General features: G+C 62.5%; 16 protein-coding genes and 1 pseudogene. 11 read left to right on the top strand and 6 right to left on the bottom strand.

Translation table 11 applies throughout. From position 1 onward, the window contains the following. The first annotated feature begins 51 nt into the window (after positions 1–51). The 5 genes from fusA (at position 52) to KBZ22_RS08745 (ending at position 5,596) form a co-directional block, all read left to right on the top strand. On the top strand, positions 52–2,127 hold the full coding sequence (gene fusA, locus KBZ22_RS08765; RefSeq protein WP_254941762.1) for an elongation factor G: 2,076 nt from the start codon (positions 52–54) through the stop codon (positions 2,125–2,127). Between the two features lie 40 nt (positions 2,128–2,167). Further along, positions 2,168–3,397: an elongation factor Tu gene (gene tuf / locus KBZ22_RS08760; protein WP_106632420.1), complete on the top strand. Its 1,230-nt coding sequence runs from the start codon at positions 2,168–2,170 to the stop codon at positions 3,395–3,397. Positions 3,398–3,521: 124 nt separating this feature from the next. Next, a complete protein-coding gene (gene rpsJ / locus KBZ22_RS08755) occupies positions 3,522–3,842 on the top strand; it encodes a 30S ribosomal protein S10 (protein WP_006910513.1) in 321 nt (106 codons plus the stop codon). A gap of 114 nt (positions 3,843–3,956) precedes the next feature. Then, entirely contained in the window at positions 3,957–4,604 is a 648-nt protein-coding gene (locus KBZ22_RS08750; protein ID WP_106632421.1) for an LON peptidase substrate-binding domain-containing protein, read from the top strand. Positions 4,605–4,612: 8 nt separating this feature from the next. Further along, positions 4,613–5,596, top strand: coding sequence for a methyltransferase domain-containing protein (locus KBZ22_RS08745; protein ID WP_255021721.1), 984 nt, complete (start codon positions 4,613–4,615; stop codon positions 5,594–5,596). A gap of 7 nt (positions 5,597–5,603) precedes the next feature. Here KBZ22_RS08745 and pheA read toward each other — a convergent pair whose 3' ends face one another. Beyond that, the gene (gene pheA, locus KBZ22_RS08740) at positions 5,604–6,431 is read right to left on the bottom strand and encodes a prephenate dehydratase (RefSeq protein ID WP_255021720.1); all 828 of its coding nucleotides are present in this window, start codon (positions 6,429–6,431) and stop codon (positions 5,604–5,606) included. A 69-nt stretch (positions 6,432–6,500) separates the two neighbouring features. Between pheA and KBZ22_RS08735 the strand changes: the two genes are divergently transcribed. Further along, positions 6,501–7,013, top strand: coding sequence for a DUF1997 domain-containing protein (locus KBZ22_RS08735; protein WP_254941759.1), 513 nt, complete (start codon positions 6,501–6,503; stop codon positions 7,011–7,013). On the opposite strand, the gene KBZ22_RS08730 is transcribed toward KBZ22_RS08735, so the two are convergent. Beyond that, entirely contained in the window at positions 6,979–7,620 is a 642-nt protein-coding gene (locus KBZ22_RS08730; protein WP_255021719.1) for a ribonuclease HII, read from the bottom strand. The two genes, KBZ22_RS08735 and KBZ22_RS08730, sit on opposite strands and share 35 nt — an antisense overlap. Beyond that, positions 7,621–9,687 carry an Rne/Rng family ribonuclease gene (locus KBZ22_RS08725; RefSeq protein WP_255021718.1) on the bottom strand — a complete coding sequence of 689 codons (2,067 nt, stop codon included), beginning with the start codon at positions 9,685–9,687 and terminating at the stop codon, positions 7,621–7,623. A 58-nt stretch (positions 9,688–9,745) separates the two neighbouring features. On the opposite strand from KBZ22_RS08725, the gene KBZ22_RS08720 reads away from it, so the two are divergent. Further along, positions 9,746–9,952, top strand: a complete 207-nt coding sequence (locus KBZ22_RS08720) for a hypothetical protein (RefSeq protein WP_255021717.1) — start codon at positions 9,746–9,748, stop codon at positions 9,950–9,952. Between the two features lie 126 nt (positions 9,953–10,078). On the opposite strand, the gene KBZ22_RS08715 is transcribed toward KBZ22_RS08720, so the two are convergent. Beyond that, entirely contained in the window at positions 10,079–12,730 is a 2,652-nt protein-coding gene (locus KBZ22_RS08715) for a TIGR03960 family B12-binding radical SAM protein (RefSeq protein WP_255021716.1), read from the bottom strand. A 97-nt stretch (positions 12,731–12,827) separates the two neighbouring features. Here KBZ22_RS08715 and KBZ22_RS08710 point away from each other — a divergent pair, with 97 nt between their 5' ends. From KBZ22_RS08710 to KBZ22_RS08700, 3 genes are read left to right on the top strand one after another with little or no spacing between them, the layout of a single operon-like run. Further along, a complete protein-coding gene (locus KBZ22_RS08710; RefSeq protein WP_255021714.1) occupies positions 12,828–14,054 on the top strand; it encodes an LL-diaminopimelate aminotransferase in 1,227 nt (408 codons plus the stop codon). 26 nt (positions 14,055–14,080) lie between these two features. Then, positions 14,081–14,410, top strand: a complete 330-nt coding sequence (clpS, locus tag KBZ22_RS08705; RefSeq protein WP_396093912.1) for an ATP-dependent Clp protease adapter ClpS — start codon at positions 14,081–14,083, stop codon at positions 14,408–14,410. Then, a complete protein-coding gene (locus KBZ22_RS08700) occupies positions 14,410–15,264 on the top strand; it encodes a CPBP family intramembrane glutamic endopeptidase (RefSeq protein ID WP_255021713.1) in 855 nt (284 codons plus the stop codon). Before clpS ends, KBZ22_RS08700 begins: the two co-directional genes overlap by 1 nt. On the opposite strand, the gene KBZ22_RS08695 is transcribed toward KBZ22_RS08700, so the two are convergent. Together KBZ22_RS08695 and cofG are read right to left on the bottom strand one after the other, a co-directional pair. Beyond that, positions 15,248–16,828, bottom strand: coding sequence for a photosystem II high light acclimation radical SAM protein (locus KBZ22_RS08695; RefSeq protein WP_396111876.1), 1,581 nt, complete (start codon positions 16,826–16,828; stop codon positions 15,248–15,250). The genes KBZ22_RS08700 and KBZ22_RS08695 overlap by 17 nt on opposite strands. Continuing rightward, positions 16,825–17,841, bottom strand: coding sequence for a 7,8-didemethyl-8-hydroxy-5-deazariboflavin synthase subunit CofG (gene cofG / locus KBZ22_RS08690; protein ID WP_255021711.1), 1,017 nt, complete (start codon positions 17,839–17,841; stop codon positions 16,825–16,827). The genes KBZ22_RS08695 and cofG overlap by 4 nt, the downstream gene beginning before the upstream one ends. A 156-nt stretch (positions 17,842–17,997) precedes the next feature. On the opposite strand from cofG, the pseudogene KBZ22_RS08685 reads away from it, so the two are divergent. After that, positions 17,998–18,442 (top strand): annotated as a pseudogene (locus tag KBZ22_RS08685) (photosystem II q(b) protein); the annotation flags it as partial.

Genomic DNA, 18,442 nt, shown 5'->3' with positions numbered 1-18,442 from the left:
CAGTCTGTAGAGTTACGCCCACGTTTTGTTGACCTTTCGGAGACCTCCCCCGTGGCCCGCGCCTTTCCACTGGAACGCGTTAGAAATATTGGTATTGCCGCCCACATCGATGCGGGCAAGACCACGACAACTGAACGGATTCTGTTCTATTCAGGCGTCGTCCACAAGATGGGCGAGGTGCACGACGGTGCGGCGGTCACTGACTGGATGGACCAGGAGCGTGAGCGTGGTATCACGATCACCGCAGCTGCCATTTCCACCACTTGGAAAGACAACCGCATCAACATCATCGACACCCCCGGGCACGTCGACTTCACCATCGAGGTGGAACGTTCGATGCGGGTCCTGGACGGCGTGGTTGCTGTCTTCTGCGCCGTTGGTGGCGTACAGCCCCAGTCAGAGACTGTCTGGCGTCAGGCTGACCGCTACAACGTGCCTCGGATCGTGTTCGTCAACAAGATGGACCGGACCGGTGCCGACTTCCTGAAGGTCTACGACCAAATCAAGGATCGGCTCAAAGCCAATGCCGCGCCGATCCAGCTGCCGATCGGAGCCGAGGGCGATCTGAAGGGAATTATTGACCTTGTGCGCAACAAGGCGATTATCTACACCAATGATCTCGGCACTGACATCATTGAAGGTGAAATCCCTGAAGACATGATTGAAGAGGCCAAAAAGTGGCGCCTCAAGTTGATGGAAACGGTCGCTGAGTCCGACGAAGATTTAATCGATCCCTTCCTGGAAAATGGCGAGCTCACCGAAGAGCAGTTGATCAAAGGCATCCGCAAGGCCACCATCCATCATGGCTTAGTGCCAATTGTTTGTGGCTCAGCCTTTAAAAATAAGGGCGTCCAGCTGGTGCTAGATGCAGTGGTTGACTACCTACCAGCACCAGTTGATCTACCTCCCATCACTGGCCTACTGGCTGATGGCAGCGAGGCAACCCGCCCTTGCGACGACAGCGCGCCCTTCAGCGCCTTGGCCTTCAAAGTAATGGCTGACCCCTACGGGAAGCTTACTTTTGTACGCATCTACTCCGGGGTACTCAACAAAGGCAGCTATGTACTCAACTCCACCAAAGATAAGAAGGAGCGCATTTCTCGCTTGATCCTCCTCAAAGCCATTGACCGTGAAGAGGTCGATGAGCTGCGTGCCGGTGATCTTGGCGCAGTCTTGGGCCTCAAGGACACCACCACGGGGGACACGCTTTGCGTAGATTCTGACCCGATCATTCTGGAATCGCTCTTCATCCCCGAGCCCGTGATCTCTGTGGCTGTTGAGCCAAAAACCAAGGGTGACATGGAGAAGCTTTCCAAAGCTCTTCAGTCACTTGCAGAAGAAGACCCCACTTTCCGGGTCTCCACCGATCCTGAAACCAGCCAGACAGTTATTGCTGGCATGGGAGAACTCCACCTTGAAATCCTGGTGGATCGGATGCTGCGCGAGTTCAAGGTTGAAGCGAACATCGGCGCTCCCCAAGTGTCGTATCGCGAAACCATTCGCAGCAGCTCCAAGGGTGAAGGCAAATTTGCCCGTCAGACCGGTGGCAAAGGGCAATACGGTCACGTCGTGATCGAAATGGAGCCCGGCGAACCAGGCACAGGATTCGAATTCGTCAACAAAATTATTGGCGGCATCGTTCCCAAGGAGTACATCGGTCCCGCAGAAGCCGGCATGAAGGAGACCTGCCAATCCGGTGTGATTGCTGGTTTCCCCATGATCGACGTCAGGGCAACCATGGTTGACGGCTCTTACCACGACGTCGACTCCTCGGAGATGGCGTTTAAAATCGCCGGATCCATGGCCTTCAAAGACGCAGTCAAGAAGTGCAACCCCGTACTTCTTGAGCCAATGATGAAGGTGGAAGTCGAGATCCCCGAGGATTTCCTTGGGTCGGTCATCGGCGACCTTTCATCCCGTCGTGGCCAGGTCGAAGGACAGTCCATTGATAATGGGCAGTCCAAGGTCCAAACAAAAGTGCCTCTGGCCGAAATGTTCGGCTACGCCACCCAGCTCCGATCCATGACCCAGGGTCGGGGTATTTTCTCGATGGAGTTCAGCCATTACGAGGAAGTTCCTCGCAATGTGGCTGAGGCCATCATCTCCAAGAATCAGGGCAATTCCTGATCTCTCCTCTACCCACTAACCCCCCCGATTCTTTCTACTCATGGCACGCGAGAAGTTCGAAAGGAACAAACCCCACGTCAACATTGGCACCATCGGCCACGTTGACCACGGCAAAACCACCCTCACGGCTGCCATCACCAACGTGTTGGCGTCCCAGGGCATGGCCAAGGCCCAGGCCTACGACGAGATCGATGGTGCACCTGAGGAGAAAGAGCGGGGCATCACTATCAACACGGCGCACGTCGAGTACGAGACCACAAATCGTCACTACGCCCACGTGGACTGCCCCGGCCACGCTGACTACGTCAAGAACATGATCACCGGTGCCGCCCAGATGGACGGCGCGATCCTGGTAGTAGCCGCGACCGACGGGCCGATGGCCCAGACCAAGGAACACATACTCCTTGCCAAACAGGTCGGCGTTCCCGCCCTAGTGGTGTTCCTCAACAAGAAGGACATGGTCGACGACGAGGAAATCCTCGAGCTTGTCGAACTGGAAATGCGCGAGCTGCTCAGCAGCTACGACTTCCCTGGCGATGACATCCCCGTGGTGGCAGGTTCAGCCCTGAAGGCCCTCGAATTTATCCAAGCTGGCAACAAAGCCGAGCGTGGTGCCAACGAGTGGGTTGACAAGATTCTCGACCTAATGGACGCCGTCGACGAGTCGATTCCCGAGCCCGAGCGCGAAGTCGACAAGCCCTTCCTGATGGCAATCGAGGACGTTTTCTCGATCACCGGTCGTGGCACCGTGGCAACTGGCCGTATCGAACGCGGCAAGGTCAAGGTTGGCGAAACCGTTCAAATCGTCGGCATCCGCGACACCCGCGAGACCACTGTCACCGGCGTGGAAATGTTCCGCAAGCTGCTCGAAGAGGGTTTGGCTGGCGACAACTGTGGACTACTGCTGCGCGGCATCCAGAAAGAGGACATCGAGCGCGGCATGGTGCTGGTGAAGCCCAACTCCATCAAGCCCCACACCAAATTCGAAGGTGAGGTCTATGTGCTGAAGAAGGAAGAAGGCGGCCGCCACACCCCCTTCTTTGCTGGCTATCGCCCTCAGTTCTACATCCGTACAACTGACGTGACCGGCCAGATCACGGCCTTCACCTCTGACGACGGCGCCAACGTCGAAATGGTGATGCCCGGTGACCGCATCAAGATGACCGGCGAGCTCATCTGCCCCGTTGCCATTGAGCAAGGCATGCGCTTCGCCATCCGCGAAGGCGGCCGCACCATCGGTGCAGGCGTGGTTTCCAAGATCATCGCCTGATCCTGAGGTAGGTTTTTGGGGTGGGACCTCTATGGGTCTCCACCCCACCTGCCGCTCCTCGACAATCCAGCTCCACCAGCCACCCGGGCGTTCCGCCCAGGAGCTTCCTGACGCCTGATCTGACATGTCCACAGCCATTGCCCAGCAGAAGATCCGCATTCGCCTCAAGGCGTTTGATCGCCGGATGCTTGATCTCTCCTGCGAAAAAATCATCGAAACTGCCGACCACACCGCCGCAACGGCGATCGGCCCCATTCCGCTCCCAACCAAGCGCAAGATTTACTGCGTGCTTCGCTCGCCTCACGTCGACAAAGACTCCCGCGAGCACTTCGAAACCCGCACCCATCGGCGCATCATCGATATCTACAGCCCTTCGGCAAAGACCATCGACGCCCTGATGAAGCTTGACCTGCCCAGCGGCGTTGATATTGAAGTCAAGCTCTGATCCCAATCTCCGGTAGCCCTGCCTGACCAGTCGCTTACTGCAGCCGACCCCTGTCACGCCAACGCGTGGCAGGGGCATTTTTTCTAGGATGCTCTTGCATCTCCTGTTAAAGCCATGGGCGAGCTGGCCGTAAGGGAGCTGCCGCTGTTTCCCTTGCCCGACGTGGTGCTCTTCCCCCAGGAAGTACTGCCACTTCATATTTTTGAGCCCCGCTACCGGATGCTGCTGCGCACCGTGATGGCCGGAGACCAGCGCTTCGGAGTTGTGCGTTGGGACCCCCAAAACCAGACCATGGCCGATGTGGGCTGCTGTGCCGAGATCCTGCACTGCCAGACCCAGGACGACGACCACAGCAACATTGTGACCATGGGGCAACAGCGTTTTCGCGTACTCGACATCGTGCGTGAGGCGCCCTTTCGAGTGGGAATGGTGAGCTGGATTGAGGATGAACCCGAGACGAGCCATGCGGAGCTGGCTGCGTTAGCGGGCGATGTCGGCCAGGCCCTGCGGGATGTGGTGGAACTCACCGGCAAGCTGATTGGCAAACCGGCCAGCCTGCCCAACGACCTGCCCGACCTGCCCCGGGAGCTGTCGTTCTGGATCGGAGCCCACCTAGGCGGCCCCGTGGCCGACCACCAGCAGGCCCTGCTGGAGATAACTGACACCAGCGAGCGCCTGCGCCAGGAATACGAACTGCTGGACCAGACCAGGAGGCAGTTGGCGGCACGCACCGTGCTCAAAGACACCTTCCAGCCCCAATAACTCCTGTCATGACCGTCCTGAGCTGGCCCCTAGCCGCCACCATCGGGGCAGGAGCCCTTGGCTGCCTTGCCGTCGCCCTATCAGCGCGCCTCTGGTTGAAACGCCGGCGGCGTTATGAATCCTCAGCAAGCGTGGCAGACGCCTACGACCGCTGGACCAATGACCAGCTGCTGGAGCGGCTCTGGGGGGACCATATCCACCTGGGCTATTACCGCCAGAGTGGTAGCGGCAGGTCGCGCCACCAGGATTTCCGAGTTGCCAAAGAAACCTTCGTCCATGAACTGGCGCGCTGGAGCGGCCTTGACCAACTGCCCCGCGGCTCGACCGTGCTGGATGTGGGCTGCGGCATTGGTGGCAGCGCCCGCATCCTGGCGAAGGACTACGGACTGAACGTCCTGGGTATCAGCATCAGCCCGGCCCAGATCGCCCGGGCCACAGCCCTAACTCCAGCCGGCCTCAGCTGCCGCTTTGCGGTGATGGATGCCCTGGCCATGGAAATTGCCGACGCCAGCGTTGATGCCGTCTGGAGTGTGGAGGCCTGTCCCCATATGCCCGACAAGCAGCGCTACGCCGATGAGTTGTTGCGGGTGCTCAAACCTGGCGGCCTGCTGGCTGTAGCTGACTGGAACCGGCGCGATCCGGCCGATGGCGCCATGGATCGGCGAGAGCGCTGGGTGATGCGTCAGTTGCTTGAACAGTGGGCCCACCCTGAATTCGCCAGTATCCGCGGACTGCAAAAGCACCTCGAGCAAAGTCAGCAGGCTGGTGGCATCAGCATCGAAACCGGCGACTGGACCAGCGCCACCCTGCCCTCCTGGATCGAATCGATCTTTGAGGGCGTACGCCGGCCAGGCGCAATCCTGGGCCTGGGTCCCGCCGCAGTTTTGCAAGGCCTGCGCGAAACCCCCACGATCCTGCTGATGCGTTGGTCCTTCGCCACCGGACTGATGCAATTTGGCGTCTTTCGCGGTCGCAAGCCCAGCAAGCCTTAAACGACTCCTAAGTGAGGTTGGTGACTGGGTAGGCCCCGAATAGGGCTAGGTGCTCGCAAAGGGGCGCCAGCTCAGCAAGGGATTCCTCCAGAGGGGTCGATCCATCTGGAAGCTCCAGATCAACGAAAAATATGTACTCACCCATCTCCCGCTTTGATGGTCGCGACTCGATTCGGCCCATGTTGAGCCCGCGCTGGGCAAAGCAGCCCAGGGCTTCGAGCAGGGCCCCTGGCTGGTTGGAGTGCAGGGAGAAGGCGAGGCTTGCCATCGGGCCCTGCGATGAGCGTGGTCCCCGCCGCAGCAACAGGAAGCGGGTGCAGTTGCCCACCACATCATTGATCGGGTAGGCCAGCTCCAGCAGGCCATGCTCCGTGCCGGCCTGCTGGGAGGCGATCGCCGCGCGGAAGCGGCTGCCCGCCACCATGCGGGCCGCCTCCGCCGTGGAGCTGGTGGGCAACTGCAGGGCCTGGGGCAGGTGTTCCGACAGCCACTGGCAGCACTGGGCCAGGGCCTGGGGATGGGACAACACCTCACTCACGCCCGTAATCGGGCCGCTGCCAAGCAGGGCATGGCGGATCGGCAGCACCAGGGCCCGCGCGACGCTGAGATCCGGATGCTCCCAGAGCGCGTCCAGGCAGGCCGTCACCCCCCCCTCCACTGAATTCTCGACGGGCACCACTGCCGCATCACAGGTGCCATTGGCTAGGGCCTGAACAACGGCACGGATACCTAGCTGAGGCACCAATTCAGGGTTGGCGACGCCTTCCAACTCGGCCAGTTGCCGGGTTGCCTGCTCGCCGTAGGTGCCGGCCGGCCCGAGGAAGGCAAAACGCATCGTTTCCGAAACCGAGGAGAGGCCATCGAGTGGTGACCGATAGGATCATGCCGCGCCGGCCCGCAGGCCATGCCCCTGGCCTTCAGCGCCAGTCAGCAACTGCAACTTGACGTAAGCCACCAGCCCGAACGGCTGGCCGCCTACTTGAGCGATCAGGATCGGGTGGTCAAAGCCCTGCTGGATCCCGACCAGCTCGAGCCCCTCGGCCCAGGTCGCTATCGCTACGCGGTGACCCATCTGCAGGTATTTCAACTGCAGATTCAGCCAGTGGTGGATCTGCGCATCCATCTGGCCCAAGACCGGCTGGTGCTGGAAGCCACCGAGTGTGAACTGGAGGGTTTGGGGCTAGTGGATGATTTCCAGCTCACCCTGGGATCCTGGTTGGCAGCGGGTGCCAACGGGCTGGAAGGGGAAGCCAGCTTGGCCGTGACGGTGAGCCAGCCCTCGCTGCTCAAACTGATTCCCGCCAAGGTGCTGGAGGCCACCGGCCGCTCTCTGCTGGCAGGCATCCTGCTGGGCATCAAGGGCCGGGTGGGGCAGCAGCTACTCAGCGACTATCGCCTCTGGTGCCAGGAGCACTGAGCTCCAGCCGCCCCAAAAAACTATGACGATGCAGCGGCGTTGTGCCGAGGTTTTGGAGGGCGGCGCGATGCAAGGCCGTGCCGTAACCAGCATGACGCTCCAGCCCATAGCCCGGATAGCGCTCCGCCAGGGCGGTGATCAAGGCGTCCCGGGCCTGCTTGGCCAGCACGCTGGCGGCCGCAATCGCCAGGCAGTGGCTATCGCCTCGCACCATTGTGCGCTGGTCGCCGTGCCAGCCCCGCAGGGGCAGCACCCCATCCACCAGCAGCAGCTCAAACGGACACGACAGTTTTTGCAGGGCGCGGACCATGGCCAGCTCTGTTGCTAGCCGGATGCCCCCGCGATCGATTTCTGCCGCCGAGGCCTGGCCGAGGGCCCAGGAAGCCGCCAGGCGCTGGATAACGGGCACCAGGGCCGCTCGCCGCCGGGCGGTGAGCTTCTTGCTGTCGGTGAGCCCCAGACCAGCCAAGGGCTTTAGCGCTGCGGCCGGCAGCACTACCGCAGCAGCAAAAACAGGGCCGAATAGACAACCGCGACCGACCTCATCAACGCCGGCGCACTCGCCCGGATCCCGGCCCTGCCAGGGATCCGACTCCGGCGGACCCACTCAGCTGGAGGCCGAGGAGCGCCGGCGGCGGCGACGTGGTTCGCCTGACTCATCAAGCTCCGGCTCAGCGACTGCCAACGCGGTGTCTACTTGGGCGGTGCCGGCTTCGGGGGTTGTGGTCTGGGAGGTTTGGGATTTCGCTGCAGGGGTTTTGGCGGCAGAACTGCGGGTGCGACCGCGGCGAGCTGGAATCTCGACTTCAGGAGGAGCGATGCTGGCAGTGGTCGGCACCGACACCGTGACCACTGTCTCAGGCTCGCTGAGCTCTGGCAGGGGCGTAATTTCCACCGGGGCCGGCATAACCAGAGTCTCTACGCCTGAGGCCGGCATCTCTCCAGCGCCGTACTGACCATCAGCGGCGGCCCCATTACCGCCGCGACCACCTCGTCCGCGGCGGCGACGGGAACCAGCAACTGCCAGCTGCTGCCTGGCTTGCTCCAGCACTTCTTCCGCCTCCATGCCGGGGCGAACCACCCTGACCACGACGTTGTCGTTGCTGGGGGGCTGCTCGAGCAGCAGAGCTGGATTGAGGCCCATCCAACCAAACACCAATTCCTGGTCCGCATCCATCGGCACGGCCACCAGCTCCTGATCAAAGCGGCGGGGGGCCGGCTCCATGCTGGCGCCACTGCCTGAGACAGGTGCCTCGATCGGGACGATCTCGACCCCATCAGCGGCCTGCGTGCCAGGCGCATCGAGGAACTCACTGCCATTACGCCCGCCTCGCCCACCTCGGCGGCGGCGACCGGTAGCGGCCTCGGGGATGCCGGGGCTGAGCACCTCAGCGCGAGCCGATGCGGCGGAGCGCACCAGGCCGGTGAGGGTTGCCAGGGGCTGAAGCGTGTCTTTGCCTGGCAGCACGGCCACATGACCCAAGCCCCCACAGCTGGGACAAGCTCGTCCAAACAGTTCGTAGATGTTCTGCCCCTGGCGCTTGCGGGTGAGCTCCACTAGGCCGAGCTCGGTGAGCTGGGCTATTTGGGGACGGGCGGCATCGTCGCGCACCGCCTGGGTGAAATGTTCGAGCAGCTGCAGCTGATCACGACGGGACTCCATATCAATGAAGTCGATGATCACGACGCCACCGATGTTGCGCAGCTTCAGCTGGCGGCCGATCTCCACAGCCGCTTCGCAGTTGGTCCAGAGCACCGTCTCGCGAGAGTTGGCCGAGCGGGTGAAGGAGCCGGAGTTGACATCAATGACAGTGAGCGCCTCGGTGGGCTCGATAATCACGTAGCCGCCGGAAGGCAGATCAACTCGCGGCTTCAAGGCATCGCGAATGGCGGCATTGACCTTGAAGTGCTCAAGAATCTCCGCCGATTCGGTGTGGGCTTCCACCAGCACCGTGGTGTGATCAGAGCCCAGAAAGGCATTGGCCCGGGCAACAGCCTCCGGGGTATCAACCACCACCCGCACTAGCTCTGGGCTGTAGAGATCGCGCAACACGCGATGCACAAAGTCTTCGTCGCGGTTGAGCAGCACCGGTGGGCTGGCGGTTTCGGCGGCGGTTTGGATGCCCTCCCACTGGCGCAGCAGGGCTTCAAGGTCGTCGATTAGCAGCTCTTCGCTAACAGCTTCTGCCTCGGTGCGGATCAACAGGCCTGCGCCTGGTGGCTTGATCAGCACACAGAGGGCCCGCAGACGGTTGCGCTCGTTCTCACCGTTGATGCGGCGGGAGATGTTCACTCCCTGGCCGTGGGGCTGCAGCACCAAAAACCGCCCTGGCAAGGCGAGGTTGCCGGTGAGGCGGGGGCCCTTGGTACCGGTGGGCTCCTTCATCACCTGCACCAACACCTTCTGGCGCGGCTCCAGTAGCTCGGTAATGCCGGCAGCTCCCTTGCGCAGCCGCAAGGGGCCCAGATCAGTGACGTGAATAAAGCCGTTCTTTTCGCTTTCGCCGATATTTACAAAAGCGGCGTCGATGCCAGGCAACACATTTTCAACGGTGCCTAGATAGACGTCTCCGATCTGATAGCGGCCTTGAGCCACAACCAATTCATCAACACGTTCGTCGTTGAGAACTGCGGCGATTCGCAGTTGCTCGGCTATGACGATCTGCTGGGGCATGGGGAATGGGATAGGCCGACGGGCCCGGCCAGGGATAAAACGATGGATATGGGCGGACTTGAAGGCTGAAACCTGGTTCAAGCCCTTCGGGGCCAGGCCAGAAAAACATCAACAAGCCAAAAAAGTTGGACTATCGGAAGCCCAAAAAACGTTCGGAGCGCCGGTAAATCCGGATCGCTCTAGCGGCAATACTGCAAAAAATGCTGTTCTGAATCTTTCGCGCATCGAGTGCCGCGAAACAGCTTTCAAGAATCGAGCTTCCTGAAAGCGGTGGGGCGAAGACTGGGACTGAGGTGTCCTGGGGCGGTTAAACCAGCGAATCTGGCTACCGGCAACCGCTGGAACTCGATCAATAAACCGGGTCCAATCGGCTATTCGCCTTCGTGAAAAATTAGCACGGCTTGAGCACCAAATCCTTCCGCCGCAAGTCACTCAGGGCAAGGGATTGACCGAGCCGTTCAGCGAGCCAGTGCTGCACCTGCTCAGGGCGGAGACTGCGGCCAGCAGCATCGATCGCAGCCCAAAGGGTGCACAGCAAGGAACCATCCGACTGCGGCTCCGCCCATTGCAAATCGAGCAGAAACGGCCGGCAATCCCGGCTGCGGGGGCGACCCTTTTTATCTGTGTCGTTCCACATCAGCGTCTCGGCGGCGAGCAGGCTGGCGCGGGCCTGCTGCCATTGCTCCAAGGTAGGCGGTGCCCCGGCTTGGGGCTGCAAAACAAACTGCCAATGGGCTGAGGCCAGCTCTTGGGAAAGGCTGACGCCAAACACCTCAACCCGAATAGCCGAGAGCAGCTGGAAGCCAGGTGGAAGCTCACGCTGCAATCGAGAGCGCACCAGGCCTGGATCCACCTGTTCGGTGAACTCCAAATCCAGCCACTCGCCGCTGCCCTCTACCCCTAAGGGCAGCGGCAGGGCTAGCTGCAGGCGAGGCAGAGGATGGAAGCCACCGGTGAAACTCACCGGCAAGCCGGAGCGGCGCAGGGCCCGCTCCAGCATCCGCAAGGTGTCTAGATGGCTAATCAAAGCGAGGGAGCCAGTTTTGGCAAAGCCAATGCGGAGCCGGTCGACCCGGTCGCTGGCAGGGGCCCGCTGGGGAAGAGCCGCCGGAATGGCAGGCGGCGGAATCACCACGTTGTGGCCAAGCTCCGGGCCGCACACGCCACAGCTGCTGCAGCCTTCAAAGGAGCAATCGGGCACCACGGTGGCGGCCAGGGCGCGCTGCAGATCCTCGGCCAGCCAGCGCTTATCCAGGCCGGAATCGATGTGGTCCCAGGGCAGGCTCTGGCGGCAGAAGGCCTCCAAATCCGCAGTCTCCATAGCCTCAGCCGCACTCCAGGCGCCTAGCTCCAGCTGGCGGTAGCGGCCACCCAGGCCCGCCGCCTCGATCGCGCCGGTCCAGGCGGCGTAGCTGCGCTCGGCCGACTCAAACCAGGCATCCAATCCCGCCCCGGCACGCCAGGCCGCCTCAATCACCGCTGAGAGGCGACGGTCGCCGCGGCCGACAAAGTCCTCCACCGCGGAAAGGCGCACATCACTGAAATTAGTTTTGAGGCCCCGCAACTGGCGCAGGGCTCGGCGCAACAGCTCCTGACGCCGCCGAAATTCATCGGTACTGACGCTGTGCCACTGGAATGGCGTATGGGGCTTGGGCGTGAAATTACTGATCGTGAGGTTGAGCTCCAGCCGGCCGAGATCGGAGCACTGCCCTTGCAGGGCCTGGCAGGTATCGGCGATGCCGAGCACGTCAGCGTCAGTTTCACCCGGCAGACCGATCATGAAATAGAGCTTCAACTTGCGATAGCCGTTCTCCATCGCCATACGCACGCCGGCCAGCAGCTCTGCGTCGGTGAGCCCCTTATTGACGATGTCGCGCAGTCGCTGGCTGCCAGCCTCCGGCGCAAAGGTGAGGCCTGCCTTGCGGGTACCGCCCAGGATGTGGGCGATGTTTTGGTCAAAACGATCCACTCGCTGGCTAGGCAAGGTGAGGCTCACGTTTTTGTCAGCCAGGCGATTGCGCAGCTCCACCCCCACCGCAGGCAGAGCCAGATAATCCGAGCAGCTCAGCGAAAGCAACGAGAAATCGCTGTAGCCGGTGCGGCCCATGCCCTCCTCAACGGCTTCAATGACCGCTTCTGGCTCCACATCGCGGGCAGGCCGAGTCAGCATCCCCGGCTGACAGAAGCGGCAACCGCGGGTGCAGCCGCGGCGAATTTCCACCGTGAGCCGGTCGTGCACGGTTTCGATATGGGGCACCAACCCCATGGCGTAATGGGGCATCGGCGTGGCCGTTCGCCGCTGAACCCGAGCAGGGACGCCTGGTTCGAGCGGTTCGATGCTCACCCCATCGACGCCGGGGCCATAGAGCGAGGGCACGTACACGCCAGGCACCTGAGCCAGATCGCGCAGCAGCTGCCGGCGCGTCTGGCCGGCGGCGCGAGCCTCAGCCACCACCAGGCCGATCTCCGGCAGCAGCTCCTCGCCATCGCCGAGGGCCACGAAGTCAAAAAAGGCAGCAAAGGGCTCCGGGTTGCTGGTGGCGGTGGGGCCGCCAGCAAAGATCAGCGGTGGCGCATCCGGGTGGCTAAGGGGCAGGTCGCCCCGCTCAGCAGCCCGAATCGGAATACCGGCCAGCTCCAGCATCTCGAGGATGTTGGTGCCGCCCAGCTCGTAGCTGAGCGAGAAGCCCAGGATGTCGAAGCCGGCTAGGGGCCGCCGGCTCTCCACTGCAAAGAGGGGGGCACCGCGCTCGCGCAGACGGGCGGCCAGATCAGGCGCAGGCAGGTAGCTGCGATCGCACAGCTGGCCGGGAACGGCGTTGAGGATTGAATAGAGAATGATGTGGCCGCTGTTGCTTGCCCCCACCTCGTAGACCTCGGGGTAGGTGAGCGCCCAACGCACCCCTACTTCCTTCCAATCGGCCTCCCAGTCGCGCGGCTTCACTCCCAGCTCATTGCCCAGGTAGCGGGCGGGCTTGCTGATGCCCAGATCAATCAGGACGTCGAAGTCGACCGGCGCATCAGCCGAGGTGGCAACGGTCACAGGTGCCGACGGCAGGGACAGCCTTGATCGTATGCAGCGCCGGCCGCTATAGGACAATCCGGCGAGTTCTCATGGGCCGTCGCGGCCCGCGCTTGCGATGGCCCAGGTCAACGGCAACTACCTCAAGCTCAAGGCTGGCTACCTGTTTCCGGAGATCGCCCGGCGGGTGAAGGCCTTCAGTGAGGCCAATCCCGAGGCGCCGATCATCCGCCTCGGCATCGGCGATGTGACCGAGCCGCTCCCTGAGGCCTGCCGCACCGCCATGAAGGGCGCCATCGACGAGATGGGCACCCGTGAGGGCTTCCATGGCTACGGCCCTGAGCAGGGCTACCTATGGCTGCGAGAAAAAATCGCCGCCAGCGATTTCCAGGCCCGCGGCTGCCAGGTGAGCGCCGAGGAGATCTTCGTCTCCGACGGCTCGAAATGCGACAGCAGCAACATCCTCGACATCCTCGGCGAGGGCAACCGCATCGCCGTAACAGACCCGGTTTACCCGGTTTATGTGGACAGCAATGTGATGGCAGGGCGCACCGGCGACGCCGACGATGCAGGCCGCTATGGCGGCCTCACCTACCTGCCGATCACCGCTGCCAACGGCTTCACCGCCGAGATCCCCACTGAAAAGGTGGATCTGATTTACCTGTGCTTTCCCAATAACCCCACCGGCGCTGTAGCTACCAAGGCGCAGCTGCAGGCCTGGGTCGATTACGCCCGCGCCAACGATGCCCTGATCCTGTTTGACGCCGCCTACGAGGCCTTCATCCAGGACCCCGAACTACCCCACTCGATCTACGAGATCGAAGGCGCCCGCGAGTGCGCCATCGAGTTTCGCTCCTTTTCCAAGAACGCCGGCTTCACCGGCACCCGCTGCGCTCTCACCGTGGTGCCCCGCGGCCTGATGGGCACTGCCGCCAATGGTGAACGGGTGGAGCTTTGGGCCCTGTGGAACAGGCGCCAGTGCACCAAATTCAACGGCGTCAGCTACATCGTGCAGCGCGGCGCCGAGGCGGTGTATTCGGTCGGGGGGCAGGCCCAAGTGCAGGCTCTGGTTGCCTTTTACATGCAAAACGCGGCGATCATCCGCCGCGAGCTCACGGCCGCCGGCATCCAGGTGTACGGGGGCGAGCAGGCCCCCTACGTGTGGCTGAAAACCCCCGAAAACATGGATTCCTGGGGCTTCTTCGACCACCTGCTCGGCAAAGCCCACGTAGTGGGCACCCCCGGCAGCGGCTTCGGCGCCGCGGGAGAGGGCTACTTCCGCCTTTCGGCCTTCAACAGCCGGGAGAACGTGCAGGAAGCCATGGGGCGCATCCGGGCCCTTTAATAGGGCGAAACGTCATGTCTGTTGCCATGACTCCTATGCCAATCGCCACCCAGAGTCCCAGCCGCGAGAGCGGCGGGGCAGCCGTGATGGAGAAGGCCCCGGAGCGGGTGCGCAAGCCATCGCCCCGCTACAAGGTGCTGCTGCACAACGATCCCGTCAACTCGATGGAATACGTGGTGACCACCCTGCGCCAAGTGGTGCCCTCGCTCAGTGAGCAGGACGCGATTGCCGTAATGCTGGAGGCCCACAACACCGGCGTAGGACTGGTGATCGTCTGCGATCTAGAGCCCGCTGAGTTTTATTGCGAAACCCTTAAGGGCAAGGGCCTGAGCAGCAGCCTCGAGCCCGAAAGCTGATGGAGCCGCCTGCTGCGGCAGCTAACGCGGCAGTGCGACCGCACTGGTGGGGCACCTTGTTGTACGTGCCCTTGCTCTACCTAATGGGTTGGCTGGTGGCCCGGCCTCTTGCCCTCCTAGCCCCCAACTGGCGCTCCGACCAAGTGGATCTGGCGGGTCTGGTAGTGGCCCTGATTTTGTTGCTTACCAGCCTGCCTTTGAGACTGAGGCGGGTTTGGCAGGAGTCCAATCCCTGGCTGCGCCTGGGATTGGCTGTGCCAGGTGCCCTTGCCCTACGCAGCGGCGTGCGGGGGCTGCTGAAGGCACTGCTATTACTCGCCCTAGTTGCCGTGGGCTTAATGCTCGCGGGCCAAGCCCAATGGCTTGGAGAGCTCAATGGAGCCCTGCTGCTCAACGGCCTGCTGCTGCTGGCGGGGGTGGGATTTGCCGAAGAGTTGCTATTTCGCGGCTGGCTATGGGGTGAACTGGAGCTCCAGCTGGGGGCACGCCGGGCGCTGGTGGTGCAGGCGCTTATCTTTGCCCTGCTGCACCCCTGGTATCGGGCCCCTGGGCTCGAGGCCTTGGGGCTGCTGGGGGGCTTAATTCTGTTGGGTCTGGTGCTGGCTCTGCAGCGGCGAGCCGACTCAGGCTCCCTATGGGGAGCAATAGGCCTGCATGGCGGCCTAGTGGGGGGTTGGTTTCTAGTGCAGAAGGGCCTGCTGCAGATTTCCCCAGCAGCGCCTGGCTGGCTGGTGGGGCCCGGTGGCGCCGACATCAACCCGATCGGCGGACTGATTGGCTGGATAGGCCTGGGCGCCCTGCTCTGGATTCGCCGCCGCTGGTGGAGCAAAGACGGGTCTAGCGGGTCGCCGTAGCCAGGGCTTTGCGCCCCTCCACTGGGGCATGTAGGGCCTCTTCCAGTGGGGCGAGGCCGTAATCACGCTCAAGCAGGTCCATCACGGTGCGGCCGAAATCACCGGGGTTGCGCTCGAAGGCCTCGAGGCAGATGCGGCCGAAAGTGCTGCCCATCGGCTCAGGGTTCCAGAGCAGCTGGCGAGCAGTCCAAGGCAGCATGCTCATCGGGTTGTAGCCAGGCTTGATCAGGCCCTGATCAAAGCCGTATTGCTCCAGGTGGGTGTGGGGCTGCAGGCCGATGAAAAAGATCGCTGGCTCGACTTTGTCGGCCCCGAAGATGCGCTCCAGCTCGCGGTGATAGGCCACGGTCTGGCGGATCGTCTCTGGCCGCTCGTCGATCACGTTGAACGAGTAATTCACCGACACGTGCTCGCGGAAGCCGGCACGAGCCAGCAGGCGGCAGTTCTCGAGCACGGTGCGCAGGTTGTAGCCCATGCGCATCTTGCGCACGAGCTCCTGGGAGCCCGAGGTGATGCCGATCTCGAAGTAATCCATGCCGGTGGCCACCATCAGCTCAGCCAGCTCGGCGTCGAGGTTGTCGGCGCGGATGTAGGCGGCCCAGCGGATATCGCTCCAACCCTGGGCCTGAATCGCCCGCAACAACTGCTTGGCGTCGTCGATGTAGCGCCGGGCCGGGATGAACTGGGCATCGGTGAACCAAAAACCTCTCACGCCCCTGGCGTAGAGCTGGCGCATCTCAGCGATCACCTCCTCCACAGGATTGACGCGCACCGCCTTGCCCTCCACCACGGTGTAAACGCAGTAGCAGCAGTTGTGGGGGCAGCCGCGCTTGGTCTGGACGCCCACGTAGAAGTCACCGCCGTCGAGATACCAGTCGAGCTGGGGCCAAATCTCGGCGATGTAGGCGTAGTTGCAGGCGGTTTTATCCATGCCAGCCGGCTGCTCGTGGATCAGCCCGAGCCGGGGTGCCTCACCCGCCAAAAAGCAGCGCTCCTCAGCCAGGGATTCACCGCGGATCAGCTTCTCCAGCAGGGGCTCCCCTTCTCCCACCGACACCACGGTGCCCTTGGGCAGCTTGCGGCCCAGCTGCTCATAAAACACACTCACCGCACCCCCTCCGAGCACAGCGGTGGCCTCGGGCTCGAAGCGGCGGGCTCGGCGCAGGCCGCGGCGCACCAGCCGCAGATTCCGCCATAGCTCACCGTAAAAAGAAGCCATCAACCCCAGGCCACCCAAGGCACCGCGCAGACGCCGCAGCGGATTGCGGGCATAAAACACCTCAAAGGAGTTCTGCAGGGGATTGCCGCCACGCCCATCCACGGGCGCATAAATCTGGATGTCGCGCCAGGAGAACACCAGCAGGGTGGGCCTAAACGCCTCAACTGCCCGCAGCAGCACCTGGTCCACATCAAGCAGGGGCACTGCCGCCAGATCAAGAATCTGCTGAGGCAGCTGCGGGAACTGCTTATGGAGGTGATCAGCCAGGTAGATCGGGCCGATCGGAAAAATTGGATTGCAGGGAAGCCGCACCAGCAGCACCCGTTGGTCGCTCGCGGCGCTCACGGCCATGGACTCCTGAGTCCGGAAGATTTGGACGCTAACAACCTTGATTCGGCGCGGAGAGCCTGGCGCCGCATCGCCAGCGGCAAACAGCGTCGCCAGGATTGATGCACGCACAGCCGGCGAGTCAGCTCGTAGCCAGCCTGGGCAAGCACTTCCGCTAACTGGCTTGGCGTGGGCTGGGGATAGGCGCGGTTGATCACGTCACTGCTATCGATGCCGCCAAGATCATCGATGCCCGCCGCCAGGGCAGCAGGTAGCTCTTGCAAGGGCCAAAGATTTGGTGGCAACTGCAGATGCACCTCCGGCGGCAAGATTGACCGGGCAGCAGCAATGGTGCCAAGCAGGTCGGCCTGCTCAGTGGCATTGAGCAACAGAGCAGAAGTGGCATCGGGGCGAAAGGGCTGGAGGATCACCTCCTGCAAGTGACCCCAGCGGCGCTGCAGCTGGGCCAGCAACTCCAGGGCCGCGAGCCTGTCAGCCTCGGACTCCCCCACGCCCAGCAACAACCCCGTGGTGTAGAGGATCCCTAAACGACCAGCCTGCTCCAACTGGCCGAGTCGCACCGCCAAGCTCTTGCTCGGAGACTGGCGATGCAAGGCGTCGTAGGCCGGGCCGAGCCCTTCCAGCATCAGCCCCATGGAGCCATTAAGCCGGCCCAGGGCGGCCATTTCAGCTATCGAGAGGGGGCCCGCGTTTGTGTGCGGCAGCCGGCCCTCTATCCAGGCCAGACGACTAAGAGCCAGCAGACGACTGAACCAGGCGCGGCGCTGGGGGGAGCCGGGCGGCACCTCCCCGCTTAGCAACAGCACCTCCGCAGCCCAAGGGCGCAGCCTCAATGCCGCTTGCGCCTGGGCATCACTGAGCCCATCAGCTAAGGGATCTAGGCCATCTGGGGGGCGCCGAAAGCTGCAATAACCGCAGTTGTTGAAACAGAAGCGGGTGGGTACGAGGGTGACGCTGGGACTCCAGGTGATCCGCCGCACCCCGGCATAAGCGGTACTTATAGGATTCATCAGCAGGGCTTTGGCGCCTCCCGGTCAGCCTTCTCACTAATCCCGCAATCTTCCGTTACAGTTCTTTTACGCAATGCTCTTGCGCTCGACGGGATTCCGTCTGGTGGCTTGCCACCTTCCATACCCGTTCCTCTGGAACACCCTCTTCTCGTTCTCATGACAACCACTATTCAGCAGCGCCAAGGCGCTTCTGCGTGGAACCAGTTTTGCGACTGGGTCACCTCCACCAACAACCGCCTTTATGTGGGCTGGTTCGGTGTGCTGATGATCCCCTGCCTCCTGGCTGCCACCATCTGCTTCATCGTGGCCTTCATCGCCGCGCCCCCTGTCGACATCGACGGCATCCGTGAGCCCGTAGCTGGCTCCCTGATGTACGGCAACAACATCATCTCCGGTGCTGTTGTTCCTTCCAGCAACGCCATCGGCCTGCACTTCTATCCCATCTGGGAAGCCGCCAGCCTCGATGAGTGGCTGTACAACGGTGGTCCTTTCCAGCTGGTGGTCTTCCACTTCCTGATCGGCATCTACGCCTACATGGGACGCGAGTGGGAGCTTTCCTACCGCTTGGGCATGCGCCCCTGGATCTGCGTTGCCTACAGCG

This window comes from Cyanobium sp. L1E-Cus (genome assembly GCF_024345755.1).
GTDB classification, from domain to species: Bacteria; Cyanobacteriota; Cyanobacteriia; order PCC-6307; family Cyanobiaceae; genus Cyanobium_A; species Cyanobium_A usitatum.
The sequence above is the reverse complement of the archived record's forward strand: the minus strand, read 5'-3'. Positions and strand labels throughout refer to the sequence as shown.

Coding starts and splice junctions, on each gene's coding strand:
- cofG (WP_255021711.1), bottom strand. CDS start 17,841: ATGAATCCTATAAGTACCGCTTATGCCGGGGTGCGGCGGATCACCTGG.
- KBZ22_RS08745 (WP_255021721.1), top strand. CDS start 4,613: ATGACCGTCCTGAGCTGGCCCCTAGCCGCCACCATCGGGGCAGGAGCC.
- pheA (WP_255021720.1), bottom strand. CDS start 6,431: ATGCGTTTTGCCTTCCTCGGGCCGGCCGGCACCTACGGCGAGCAGGCA.
- clpS (WP_396093912.1), top strand. CDS start 14,081: ATGACTCCTATGCCAATCGCCACCCAGAGTCCCAGCCGCGAGAGCGGC.
- KBZ22_RS08750 (WP_106632421.1), top strand. CDS start 3,957: ATGGGCGAGCTGGCCGTAAGGGAGCTGCCGCTGTTTCCCTTGCCCGAC.
- rpsJ (WP_006910513.1), top strand. CDS start 3,522: ATGTCCACAGCCATTGCCCAGCAGAAGATCCGCATTCGCCTCAAGGCG.
- KBZ22_RS08710 (WP_255021714.1), top strand. CDS start 12,828: ATGGCCCAGGTCAACGGCAACTACCTCAAGCTCAAGGCTGGCTACCTG.
- KBZ22_RS08735 (WP_254941759.1), top strand. CDS start 6,501: ATGCCCCTGGCCTTCAGCGCCAGTCAGCAACTGCAACTTGACGTAAGC.
- tuf (WP_106632420.1), top strand. CDS start 2,168: ATGGCACGCGAGAAGTTCGAAAGGAACAAACCCCACGTCAACATTGGC.
- KBZ22_RS08725 (WP_255021718.1), bottom strand. CDS start 9,687: ATGCCCCAGCAGATCGTCATAGCCGAGCAACTGCGAATCGCCGCAGTT.
- KBZ22_RS08700 (WP_255021713.1), top strand. CDS start 14,410: ATGGAGCCGCCTGCTGCGGCAGCTAACGCGGCAGTGCGACCGCACTGG.